Consider the following 11971-nt stretch of genomic DNA (forward strand, 5'->3'; position numbering starts at 1 on the left):
TTATTTTAACTTTTTAGCCTTAAATTTTCACTGAATTTAGAGCAAATTTAATAGATTGTATATAACTTTGCGTATCGGCTTTTAGCTGATATGCGATATCAAAAGCGGTGCCGTGATCTACGCTTGTGCGGATGATTGGCAAATTTAAGCTTACATTGATAGAGCGATCGAAATATAACGCTTTTAGCGGTGCTAAACCTACATCGTGATAGAGTGCTACTAAGCGATTGGTAGATTTAAGAGCATTTGGTGTAAATGCCGCATCAGGCACAAGGGGGCCTGTGAAAATCTCCTTTTTTAAGCTTGCGTTTGTAGCTTCGATTGCCATCCTAATCTCTATCTCCTCTTTTCCGCCGATAGTTCCATTATCACTAGCGTGAGGATTAAAGCCCAAAACTCCGACTTTTTCAAATTTAGTAGAGGCATAAAAATCAAGCAAAAATCGCTTTAAGGCTTTGAATTTAATCTTTTTGCTAACGGCTTTTAAAGGCACATGATCGCTAAATAACGCCACATATAGCTCATCACACCCAAGCATCATAATCGCATCACGATTAAAATATTTGCCAAGTGCGTCCGTATGCCCTTTATATGGGATTTTGGCTCTTTTCCAACTCTCTTTATTGATAGGTAAGGTTACAAGCGCATCTGCATTGCCTTTGGCGGTGAAATTTAGAGCATTGTCAAAGCTAATAAATGAGAATTTTCCACTTTTTTTGCTTACTTTACCTGGTTTTATCTCAAAATCTACCCCGCACTCATATATATTAAAATCCTTTGGAATATCGATATTTAAGAGCTTTGAGGCACGATTTAATAAATTTGAGTTTATGAAATATAAAGGATTACAAATTTTGCTTATCTCATCATGGCTTTTTAGCGCAATCTCGATCCCAACTCCATTGATATCACCAACACTAATTGCGATTTTAGGCTTCATTGATTAGCCTTTTCATATCTTTTATAGCTTGATTTAAGCCTGTAAATACCGATCTAGCCACTATACTTTGGCCAATATTTAGCTCAAAAATCTCTGGAATTTTAGCGATATATCCTACATTTTGGTAGTTTAGCCCATGTCCGGCTGCGACATTTAAGCCTAAATTTTTAGCGAATTTCGCAGCACTTTTAAGTCTATTTAACTCAATTTCAAATATCTCTTTGATATTTTGTTTTTCTAAGGATTTAATGCTAAATTTGGTTTTAGAAAGGTTAGAAAATGCCATTAAATACGCATTAGCAAAGTTTCCAGTATGTAGCTCAATTGTGCTTACTCCTAGCTCTTTGGCTGCTTTGATATCATCTAAATTTGGATCTATAAATAGCGATACTTCAATATTAGCTTCTAGCATAGCCTTAATAGATGATGGCAATTCAGCGCTAGAGAGATTTAGACCACCTTCTGTGGTTAGCTCTTGGCGTTTTTCTGGGACTATGGTAGCTCGATTTGGCCCTAACTCCAAAACTATATCAGTAATCGCCGTCGCACACTCTAAATTCACAGCAATACTAGATAATCTAATAATATTTTTCGCATCGATATCATCTATATGTCTGCGATCTTCACGAAGATGGATAGTGATCTGATCAGCTCCTGCAAGGGTAGCAACATACATCGCATTTAATATATCTGGGTCATTTACCTTTCTAGCTTCTCTAAGTATAGCTATGTGATCGATATTTACGCCTAATTTCATCTTTATCCTTGTGAGTTTATAAAATTCTTTTGCTCTTGAAAATATGGCTTTAAGGCCTCATAAGCTAAGCCGATTTTTTGGAATTTATCTGTGTATTCTCTTTTTGTTTCTTCAGATAGCGATATCTGTCTATCTGGGTGATACATTTTAGTTAAGTTTAAATAACTAGCCCTAACAGTCTCATAATCATCACCAACATCGCACCCAAGAGTGTGAAAATGATCTTCTAAAAGCGATGCTAGCATAGAAAATCGCCGTTTATACTCTTTGGAATTTAAAGCATTAAATCTGCGTTTAAAAAGCTCAAATTCATCTTGATTATAGTTAAAATTTACTATATATTTTAAATGCTCTTTGATATTTATGATATTTGAGAGCGTATCTATATCTTTTTGGCTATGCGGAGTAAAAAATAGCCAATTTTGGCGTGGAAAATAGTCGCAATTTTTGTCATTAAATCCACGCATAAGGTATTTAGCAAATAGCTCTTCACTATTTTTAAGATCAAATAACACCCTACAATCTTCAAATTTAATATCTATATCTATCAATACTTGAAGTGAGGTTGGATTTTTGTATATTAGCTTAATATTTTTATGATGAGTTAGCCAAAACTCAACCCCGCTACCAACAGTTTTTCTATATAAATTTGCTATAAATTTAAGCAGATATTTACGCTGGATTAGCTCATTTTCACTATAAAATATAATGATTCTATCACGAGTCCCAATCACATTAGCAAAACTTTGGCGAATTTTGTAGATAAGATTTAGATATAAATCACAATCATCAGTAACAATAGTAATTGACTCTAATGTCTGTGTAATCTCCATTTCAAGTCCTATCGATTTATTTTTGGCTTTTGAAGCAAATTATGTTCCATCAAATTCAATCATCAAGCCAAACTGCTAACTCATCTAACTCGCTATAATCTTGTAAAATTTGATATGGTTTATAATCGCTTTTATACTCCAAACTCTCACAACCTTTGACATAAAATCCTAGATATATCCAAGGCAATTTATAAGATTTGGCTAATAAAATTTGATTTAAAAGTGAGTATTTCCCAAGGCTCAAATATGAATAATCCGTATCCCAAAAGCAATAAATAGAGCTAATCCCATCAAGAGTAATATCGATTAAATCAACACAAATTAGCCTATCCCCATCATAATAATCCACCTCAAAGCCAAACTCACCAGCCCCTTCAACATATACACTATAATACCTCTCATAACTCATCGGATGGAATTCCCAACCACGCTTATTTTGCATAAATTTGTGATATTTTTCATATAATTTTATATGATTATTGCTTATATGCGGACGAACGATTATAACTTCTATATTGGCTTTATTATTTTTGCTGATTACTCGCCTTAGGCTTTTGGTGAATTTGAATTTTTCAGCGTCAATTCTTAGGCTTTTACACTCACTACATCCATCGCAAATAGGCTTAGAAAAGTATTTGCCAAATCTCCTATAACCATGCTCTACCAAAGTAGAGTTATAAGCAAATGAGGCATCAAATATATATTTGTAGCTACTTCTAGATCTCTTCCCTGCTAGATACGCACACGGCGTATCTAGGGTGCTAAACTCAATCTCAGTCAAGCTTTTTAATATCCGAATATTTGATGAATTCCATAAATTCATCTCTCAATCTAGCCTCTTTATCAGCTGGGGTCTCTTCATCACTAGTAAAAATATCTTTGAATTCATCTCTATTTGGATTTGGTTTTGGTTTTGGTTTTGGCGGTTGTTGCTCTTTTAGCATATTGCCTTTTATCTCTTTTAAACTATCTAAAAAATCCATATTTTACCCATTTTCTCTGCTAGATTTAACCTTTTGGATCGCCGCTGCTATGGCTGCGATTACTTCTTCTTTATTCTCTTGGTTGCTATCGTGGGTATTTTCTAAGATATCTTGAAGTCTCTCTTCTATATAGCTAGTATCGAAAAATCCGCGTCTAAAATGTCTTCTTTTAGATATCGCAAGCAAGAAAGGCAGCGTAGTCCTAACCCCTTCAATAGTAAATTCATCCAATGCTCTCTCAAGCTTACTAACCGCTAAATCATAGCTTCTAGCCTTGACAATAAGCTTAGCTACAAGTGAATCATAAAATGGCGGTATAGAGTATCCTTGATACATATGGCTATCCACCCTCACGCCTGGCCCCAAAGCTGGGAAATAGCCTGTGATTTTACCTGGGCTTGGAGTGAAATTTTTCCATACATTTTCAGCGGTAATCCTAGCTTCTATCGCCACGCCTTGTGGTTTAACTTCGGTTTGTTCTATATCTAGTATCTCGCCTGAAGCAATGCGAATTTGCCTAGAGATTAGATCAACTCCTACTATCTCTTCGGTTACGCCGTGTTCGACTTGAATTCTAGTATTCATCTCCATAAAATAGAAGTTATTATAATCATCTAATAAAAACTCAATTGTCCCCGCATTAGTATATCCAACAGCCTTAGCCGCCGCAACCGCTGCTACACCCATTCTTTTACGCAAATCCTCGCTGATAGTAGGACAAGGCGCTATCTCAATAACCTTTTGGTGGCGTCTTTGGATAGAGCAATCTCGCTCACAAAGGTGGATTAGATTGCCATAATTATCACCTAGAATTTGAAACTCAATATGTCTAGGCTTGACAATGAGTTTTTCCATAAAGACCTCATCGTTATTAAAAAACGCCTTAGCTTCTCTTTTACAACTCTCATAGCTACTTTCTAAATCCGCTGGATCCCACACCTCTCTAATGCCACGACCACCGCCGCCGCCACTAGCTTTTAATATAACTGGATAGCCGATTTTTTCAGCTTCTAATTTTATGGTTTCTATGCTCTCTTTATTTAGTGCTTCAGTCCCTGGTACGACTGGGATACCATTTTTATGCATTAAATTTCTAGCAATATTTTTATTTCCCATTTTTAAAATTACTTCAGATTTTGGCCCTATAAATGTCAGCCCCGCATCTTCTACCATCTTAGCAAATTCATAATTTTCACTTAAAAATCCATAACCCGGATGTATCGCATCTGCGCCACACGCCTTAGCCACTTCGACAATTCTAGTAGCGTCCAAATATCCTTTTATCGGATCTTTACCAATCTCATATGCCTCATCAGCGACTTTGACATGTAAAGAGTCTTTATCAGGTTCAGTATAGATAGCTACATTTTTGATATGTAAATCTTTACACGCTCTAACGATTCTAACAGCTATTTCGCCACGATTGGCAATTAAAATTTTATATATCATAAAGTTACCCTTTTAAAAATTTTAATCAATTCTAGCTAAATTTGGTTATTTTTTAGCTAAAAATAGAAAAATAAATTTAAATTTTAATAATGCTTTGTATCAAAATACCAAATTCACCCTAAATCACCACGCTACTAGGGATATTAACAATCCTATCAACTAGATATTTGGCATTTTTATTTTCATCTTTTATAGAGTCTTTATAAATTTCTAACTCACTTAGCAATCTCCACGCCGGTCGCATCATAACAGATCTTTCATTAGCATATTTTAGTAGCTCATCACGGCTTTTTCTATCATCCATGATAACTCCCATAAGCCAGTAATTACTAAGGCAATCCACAGGCTCACTAATAAATTTAACCCCAATACTATCAAAAAATTTCGCATATCTTTTGGCTAAATCTCGCTTTTTGCTTAGAAATAAATTCAAATTCTCCAATTGAGCCTTCAATAAAGCAGCGTTTAAATTTGGCATTCTATAATTATATGCGATATAATCGTGATTATACTCATATGGATGCGGGATTTTGGCGGTGGTGCTTAGGTGTCTAGCTAGTTTAGCTACATTCTCATCATCGCTTATTAACATACCGCCACCACCGCTTGTAGCTATCTTATTACCATTAAAAGAAAATACCCCCGCAAGGCCAAATCTCCCACTATGAGTGCCCTTATACACACTACCTAAGCTTTCAGCACTATCTTCAACTAAATTTATCCCCCAAATATCGCAAATTTGAGCTATTTCATCTATCTTACACATCATACCAAATGTATGCATAGGCACGCAAGCTGATATAAATTTCTTACTAATTTTATTGTAGCATTTGCCATCTTTTTTGATACAATTTTTATCTAAAAATTTACTCAAACTATATGGGCTCATCCCCATTGTATCCATATCCACATCGACAAAAATAGCCCTAGCCCCAGTATAACTAATCGCATTTGCCGTAGCCACAAAGCTCAAAGGCTGCGTTATCACCTCATCATCAGCCCCCACTCCAGCACATATCAACGCTATATGTAGTGCCGCTGTGCCACTACACATAGCCACAGCATATTTAGCTCCTGTTATCCTAGCCATATCTCTTTCTACACCTACTACAAACTCCCCCACACTAGAGACAAATCCACTATCAATACACTGCTTTAAATACTCTATCTCATTACCTATAAATCGTGGTTCATGTAAGGCGATATTTTGCGTTTTATACTCATTTTGGATAAACTCAACTATCTTTTGATTACATTTTTCCATCTAGATATCTACCTTTTTCTATATGATTAAACTCCGGTAAAACTCTCATAAATTCTGCCAAAATCGCATTTTTATCAAATTTCAAATTACCCATCATATCTTTTATATTTAGCTCAAATTCACGCAATCTATCGCTATTTATATCCATATCATTTTCTATCACGCCAATACTTTCAAATTTATCCAAATTCAATCTCTCATCACCGGTATAAAACTCCTCATAATCCTTCTCCCCAGTCGTATCACTACCGCTAAATAGACAGGCCCAACGGCCGATTTTGGCTAGCTCTTTAGCCTTTGCTCTAGCTTCATTCTCATCTTGACAGATATATGGTTCATACCCTTTAAATCTTAGATATTTCACCGCTATATCACTAAATTTAATCAAATTTAACTTCTCATCCAATTTAGGAAAAAATATCTCCCTATTACCCCCAAATATCGCACTCAATAAGCATAGCTCCCCACTCTCTTTAGGCGTGATGAAGTATCTGCGGACATCATTTGGCGCTACTATTGGCTGAATTTTCTTGATTCTTTGTTCAAATCCATAGAGCAAACTCCCATCGCTAAAAGCCACATTAGCAAATCTAGCCATACTAACAGGCGTTAAGCTTGAACGCATGAAAGCAAACATCTCCATAATTCTCTTACTAGCACCCATCATATTAACAGGATTAGCCGCCTTATCACTACTAACAGTAAAATAGCGCTTTGATCGCTTCATAATCTCATCGCTATTAAATATATTTGTTTGGATTAATCTCATTAGAGTATATGGGTCTTTTTCGCTTCTTACATGCTTTAAAGCACTTAAATTCAGCACATAATCATACTCTTTAGAATCTATAAGCTTAGCAAATATCTGCGATCCAGCATCAATAGCATATGTAGCAAACTCACCACCGATATAGCCATAGCTACTTCTGATATCACGCACCAATTCTACTAGATTATTTTCACTGATATCTACTACATCAAGCAGCTTTGGCTCTCTAGCAAAAATCTCTTTTACCACCGCTTGACCGATACTCCCAGCACCACCCACTACTAGGAATTTTGATCTATTTATAATATCTTTTAAATCACTATTTAAATTCTCTATATCCAAGCCAAAAAGCGGCTCATCTCTACCTATAAGTTTTAATATATCCATTGCTAACTCTTTTTAATTTTATCTCTTAATTATAGCCGAATTTAAAAAATTTAAGAATACAAGATACTCTACCCCCAGTCTCCTAGGGGTAAAAAGGACTTGTAAAGTTTAATGAGTTTTGTGCGAGTTGATTACAAAACTCTACTAACGACCGCACACCGCAAGCAGAGTTGAATTCGAAATTCTAAGTATCATATAAACATAAAGCCATATAAAGCAAAGATTAAATTCAAATAACTGCTTTATAGGCTTAGCTACTTTATTGTAGTAGCTTTAAGATATTTTGTTGAACTGCGTTAGCTTGGCTCATGGCGTAGCTACCACTTTGAGCTAGGATATTGTATTTAGAGAATGTCGCACTCTCACTAGCAAAATCCACATCCCTTATCTGACTTTCAGCCGATTTGACATTGACTTGGGTAACTGTGATGTTATTTATCGTTGCGATCAATTGATTTTGGACTGAACCAAGATCAGCTCTAATCTTATCTAGTGATTTTCTAGCTGATTCAGCCACATCCACCATAGCTTGAGCACCACCATAGCTATTTACCCCGCCAGCTTGATCGCCCCATCCAGCAGCATTTGAGGCACCACCATCGAAAAATCCCATTGCCTTAGCTAGAGTTGAGCTAATTGTGCCTGAATTCATATATTTCAAATTCACACTAGCTTGATTATAAGTTACTGAAGCAACAGAAGCCTCTGTAATAGGAGCTGCGGACATACCTGATATAATAGATAAATTATTTAAACCTATTTTAATATCCCTAGCATCTTGGCGAACAAAAGTCATTTGACCTAAAAGCACCGCACCACCATCAGAATATGCAAGGCTTGTTCCGGCAGAATAACCGCCCATGAAGCTCGCACCAGATAATATGTTTATTCTAATAGCTCTACCATCCTTAGCCGCTAAAACCAGATGGCCATTTTGTAAGCTAGCTTCTACGCCGGTTTCATCTTTTTTAGCGTTGATTGCTCCTATTAATACATTATCGCTATCATTAGCTTTTACAGCGATATCACCTATAGTAATTCCATTTATAATAAGATTTTTGATAGACCCAGCAGATACAGCGTTACTAAAAACTTGGGTATTATTTACATTTACCTTTACACCAGTTAAATCGCTTACGCCGTTCATCATTTCGGCTACAGCTTTGTAGCCTTCTTTTTTAAATGCTTCATTATCTATTTTTTGAAATTCATAACCGCCAGGGTAACCATCAATACCACTTAATTTTACGATAGCACCAGAAAGCGTTGAAATTGTAGAAAATCTAGCATTATTCGTAGTCTCAAACCTAGTATGCCCAATTGTATTTGAGTTTGTAGCACCTATGCTTACCTTAGCTGTTTCATTACTATAAGCACCTATTTGGAAGTTTTTATTAGAGAAGTTACCATTTAAGAGTTGTTGGCCATTAAAGCTTGTAGTAGTAGCTATCATATCTAGCTCTTCAAGAAGTCTTGAGATATCATTTTGAAGAGCTCTTCTAGAATCACTATTTTGACCATCTTGGGCTGCTTGGATAGCTTTGGTTTTAATAGTATCTAGTATTTTAATCTGTTCATCCATAGCTTTATCAGCTGTTTGGATGATACCTACAGCGTCATTTGCGTTTGAGATAGCTTGACCTAATGAGTTGGCTTGGCTACGCAAACTATCAGCGATCGACATACCAGAGGCATCATCGGCTGCTGTTTGGATCCTAAGACCAGAGCTAAGGCGACCAAGAGAATTGGTAAGCGCCCTATCATTTACTACAGAGTTAGCATGCGCATTTAAGGCTGCTATGTTTGTGTTAATTCTAAAACTCATCTTTAAGTCCTTTTCTTAAAAAATTAAAAGTTCGATGGGGTATAAGCAATGTGCGTTCCAAAATTTGAAATTTGTCAAAAAATTAAATTTTTATATCCAAATATATGAAAATCAAAATTGAATTTAGAGTAAATTTTAAATTATCTCATAAAATTTATATTAAAAATTTCTTAATTAAGTAAATTTTTATAGAGTTTTTGATATTATGCCAAATATTTTTTAAAAAAGGAGTATAAATGGATGCGATAAACACCCTATTTATAATGCTTTGTTCGCTATTGGTTTTGCTAATGACTCCATCACTAGCAATGTTTTATTCTGGGCTAGTTCAGGCTAAAAACGCATTAAATACTATAATGAATTGCTTCATAGTCTTTGGATTAGTATCATTTACTTGGATATTTGTTGGCTTTTCATTAGCTTATGAGGGTGACTACCTTGGTATTATAGGTGATCTTTCGGCTGCTTTTTTAAATGGCGTTAATGGCGTAAATGCCAATGGAGTCCCGCAACTTCTAAATGTGATATATCAAATGATGTTTGCCCTAATAGCAAGTGCTGTTATCACAGGATCGCTTGTTGGGCGTGTAAAGCTTAGTGTTTTAGCGATATTTTTGATCTTTTGGAGTATTTTGGTCTATGCTATTTTGGCTCATATGATCTGGGATGAGCAAGGATTTTTACTAACTCGTGGTGGGCTAGATTTCGCTGGTGGCGGTGTCGTTCATATCAGTGCGGGGACAGCTGGGTTAATCGGCGTTTTGATGGTGGGTGCTAGAAAAGAGATAGCACATATCAGTGAGCAAGCCCACTCTATACCTTATGCCTTTTTAGGTGGTATTTTGCTATTTATAGGTTGGTTAGGATTTAACTCAGGTAGCGCTGGAAAGGTAGATGAAATCGCCGTAAATGCCTTTATAGTTACTATTATTTCAGCTTCTAGTGGATATATAGCTTGGATATTTATGGAAATTTTAAACAAACAAAAACCTAGCATATTAGGCTCTTTAAGTGGCTTAGTAGCTGGACTTGTAGGTATCACACCAGGTTGCGGATATGTAGGCATAGCAGCTAGTATAATAATCGGCGCTAGCACAGCTATTGTCTGTTTTTGGGGATTGATAGTTATCAAATACAAGCTCAAACTAGATGACTCATTAGACGCCTTTTCACTGCATGGATTTGGCGGTATATGGGGCGCTTTATGTGTGGGGCTATTTGCTACTAAGGAGATAAATCCTAGCATTGAATTTGAAGGATTATTTGTAAGCTTTAATCCGCATTTGCTTTTAGAGCAGATTATGGGAGTTGTGGTTTGCTTTGGGATTTCGGCTATTATAAGCTTTGTGATATTTAAGGTTATATCATATTTTACCCCGCTTCGTGTAGATAGTGAGCATGAGAGCCTAGGTCTAGATGCTAGCCTACACGGCGAGAGCGCTTATAAAAGATAAAGTTTAAACTATCTTTCATACTATGAAATTCGCAGATTAATGGTATTTGACCCACTAAATCTGCGAAATTAAATTCCAAAATTCTTAAATCAAATTATATCGATTTTATAATACTGATAAATTATCATTATTTGAGCTATTTTAAACTATATAGTTTTAATCATATTTGAGTCTAAAATTTAGAGATTTCAATTAAAATACAAGTCTAAATCTATTAAAGATGGTAATCTACTATCTATATTATTTTTTAGATAAAAACTAGCCAAGCTAGGATATTCGTCTCTTAGTCCAAAAGTTGGATCATAACTGATATATCTGCTTTTTATAGCGATTGCAAATACATTTTTCATAACAGAAATAAGTCTATAAATAGTTTCTAATCTGCTTTTATTAGGATTATTAGGATTAAAAATATTGTTTAATATCTCAACCAAATCTTCATATTTAATCTCTTTGATATTTTTATTTCCAATTGCTGGAATTATGTATTTTTCGTGTACTAAGGTTATTCTTTTAGCATAATCTTTACTGACGCCATCTATCTTAATTTTTTTATCCATATACTTTATAAATAGCTCTTTATATGTATGCTTTTTAACTCCATTTAATAGATTAAAATCCTTTCCTAACTCATCAAATTTATTTAGTAGCTTAATGGCATCTCTCCTAGCCTTAAGCACATTATAAATTCCAACTCTAAACTCTTCTAATTTGTATTTATGTTTTTTGCCATATTTGTCATAAATAGTAATTGAAAAAACCTTGCTTCCTTTAGGATTAATATAAATTTCAAGCTCCTTAGGATTTCCCACGACAGCAAAATATCTTTTATCTCTTATCTCTAAAAGCTCGATATCCTTATCGCTCAAACAAGCCTTTGAAATATTAGCCATAATAACTCCTTTAATAGTGACTTATTAAAATAGTAGTGACTTAATTAGTAGTAAAATTTTTTGAGAATTAATAGTATTTTTTCAAAATCAATTGAGAAAAAACAGCAATAAAAAACCCTCTCCAAGTATGAAAAATAGGCAATAAAATTGAATAAATAAAAAAGGATTTGAATAGATATAAGATATTAATGGTGGGTTTACCAGGACTCGAACCTGGGGCCATCCGGTTATGAGCCGGATGCTCTAACCAACTGAGCTATAAACCCACTTGAATTGAAGTTGGAATTATATATAAAAATTACTTAAATTTATATAAAATTCAATCTAAATTTAAAATTTTATATCGAATTTTACCTTAAAATCACCATATTAAAGTAATTAAAACACAATCCAAAATAACTCAAAAATATTAAATTC

The 11971-nt window shown here is 34.8% G+C and carries 11 protein-coding genes and 1 tRNA gene; 1 reads left to right on the plus strand and 11 read right to left on the minus strand.

What is annotated here, in order from left to right; genetic code table 11:
• Positions 1-19 precede the first annotated feature (19 nt).
• The 9 genes from pdxA to CLAN_RS05240 form a co-directional block, all read right to left on the minus strand.
• Positions 20-940 carry a 4-hydroxythreonine-4-phosphate dehydrogenase gene (pdxA, locus tag CLAN_RS05200; RefSeq protein WP_100590758.1) on the minus strand — a complete coding sequence of 307 codons (921 nt, stop codon included), beginning with the start codon at positions 938-940 and terminating at the stop codon, positions 20-22.
• Positions 930-1697, minus strand: coding sequence for a pyridoxine 5'-phosphate synthase (locus CLAN_RS05205; RefSeq protein WP_096015392.1), 768 nt, complete (start codon positions 1695-1697; stop codon positions 930-932). Before CLAN_RS05205 ends, pdxA begins: the two co-directional genes overlap by 11 nt.
• 2 nt (positions 1698-1699) lie before the next feature.
• Complete coding sequence (locus CLAN_RS05210) at positions 1700-2530, minus strand: adenylosuccinate lyase (protein WP_096014456.1); 831 nt, start codon at positions 2528-2530, stop codon at positions 1700-1702.
• Positions 2531-2585: 55 nt separating this feature from the next.
• Entirely contained in the window at positions 2586-3311 is a 726-nt protein-coding gene (locus tag CLAN_RS05215; RefSeq protein WP_096017064.1) for an arginyltransferase, read from the minus strand.
• Positions 3304-3513, minus strand: coding sequence for a hypothetical protein (locus CLAN_RS05220; RefSeq protein WP_100590759.1), 210 nt, complete (start codon positions 3511-3513; stop codon positions 3304-3306). The genes CLAN_RS05215 and CLAN_RS05220 overlap by 8 nt, the downstream gene beginning before the upstream one ends.
• Before the next feature lie 3 nt (positions 3514-3516).
• Positions 3517-4962, minus strand: coding sequence for an acetyl-CoA carboxylase subunit A (locus tag CLAN_RS05225; protein WP_096015396.1), 1446 nt, complete (start codon positions 4960-4962; stop codon positions 3517-3519).
• A gap of 118 nt (positions 4963-5080) precedes the next feature.
• A complete protein-coding gene (locus CLAN_RS05230; protein ID WP_100590760.1) occupies positions 5081-6226 on the minus strand; it encodes a LegC family aminotransferase in 1146 nt (381 codons plus the stop codon).
• The gene (locus CLAN_RS05235) at positions 6213-7382 is read right to left on the minus strand and encodes a polysaccharide biosynthesis protein (protein ID WP_100590761.1); all 1170 of its coding nucleotides are present in this window, start codon (positions 7380-7382) and stop codon (positions 6213-6215) included. Before CLAN_RS05235 ends, CLAN_RS05230 begins: the two co-directional genes overlap by 14 nt.
• Before the next feature lie 259 nt (positions 7383-7641).
• Positions 7642-9207, minus strand: coding sequence for a flagellin B (locus tag CLAN_RS05240; protein WP_100590762.1), 1566 nt, complete (start codon positions 9205-9207; stop codon positions 7642-7644).
• A gap of 236 nt (positions 9208-9443) precedes the next feature.
• Here CLAN_RS05240 and CLAN_RS05245 point away from each other — a divergent pair, with 236 nt between their 5' ends.
• Positions 9444-10661, plus strand: a complete 1218-nt coding sequence (locus tag CLAN_RS05245; protein WP_086296350.1) for an ammonium transporter — start codon at positions 9444-9446, stop codon at positions 10659-10661.
• Positions 10662-10849: 188 nt separating this feature from the next.
• Here the strand turns inward: CLAN_RS05245 and CLAN_RS05250 are convergent, their stop codons facing one another.
• Together CLAN_RS05250 and CLAN_RS05255 are read right to left on the minus strand one after the other, a co-directional pair.
• Positions 10850-11554: a phage integrase central domain-containing protein gene (locus CLAN_RS05250; RefSeq protein ID WP_100590763.1), complete on the minus strand. Its 705-nt coding sequence runs from the start codon at positions 11552-11554 to the stop codon at positions 10850-10852.
• Positions 11555-11743: 189 nt separating this feature from the next.
• A tRNA-Ile gene (locus tag CLAN_RS05255) sits at positions 11744-11820 on the minus strand.
• Positions 11821-11971 lie beyond the last annotated feature (151 nt).

This window comes from Campylobacter lanienae NCTC 13004 (genome assembly GCF_002139935.1).
Taxonomy (GTDB): Bacteria; Campylobacterota; Campylobacteria; order Campylobacterales; family Campylobacteraceae; genus Campylobacter; species Campylobacter lanienae.

What these genes read in the sequence shown, in the direction of transcription:
- pdxA (WP_100590758.1), bottom strand. Translation starts at nt 940, where the DNA reads ATGAAGCCTAAAATCGCAATTAGTGTTGGTGATATCAATGGAGTTGGG.
- CLAN_RS05205 (WP_096015392.1), bottom strand. Translation starts at nt 1,697, where the DNA reads ATGAAATTAGGCGTAAATATCGATCACATAGCTATACTTAGAGAAGCT.
- CLAN_RS05210 (WP_096014456.1), bottom strand. Translation starts at nt 2,530, where the DNA reads ATGGAGATTACACAGACATTAGAGTCAATTACTATTGTTACTGATGAT.
- CLAN_RS05220 (WP_100590759.1), bottom strand. Translation starts at nt 3,513, where the DNA reads ATGGATTTTTTAGATAGTTTAAAAGAGATAAAAGGCAATATGCTAAAA.
- CLAN_RS05225 (WP_096015396.1), bottom strand. Translation starts at nt 4,962, where the DNA reads ATGATATATAAAATTTTAATTGCCAATCGTGGCGAAATAGCTGTTAGA.
- CLAN_RS05230 (WP_100590760.1), bottom strand. Translation starts at nt 6,226, where the DNA reads ATGGAAAAATGTAATCAAAAGATAGTTGAGTTTATCCAAAATGAGTAT.
- CLAN_RS05235 (WP_100590761.1), bottom strand. Translation starts at nt 7,382, where the DNA reads ATGGATATATTAAAACTTATAGGTAGAGATGAGCCGCTTTTTGGCTTG.
- CLAN_RS05240 (WP_100590762.1), bottom strand. Translation starts at nt 9,207, where the DNA reads ATGAGTTTTAGAATTAACACAAACATAGCAGCCTTAAATGCGCATGCT.
- CLAN_RS05245 (WP_086296350.1), top strand. Translation starts at nt 9,444, where the DNA reads ATGGATGCGATAAACACCCTATTTATAATGCTTTGTTCGCTATTGGTT.
- CLAN_RS05250 (WP_100590763.1), bottom strand. Translation starts at nt 11,554, where the DNA reads ATGGCTAATATTTCAAAGGCTTGTTTGAGCGATAAGGATATCGAGCTT.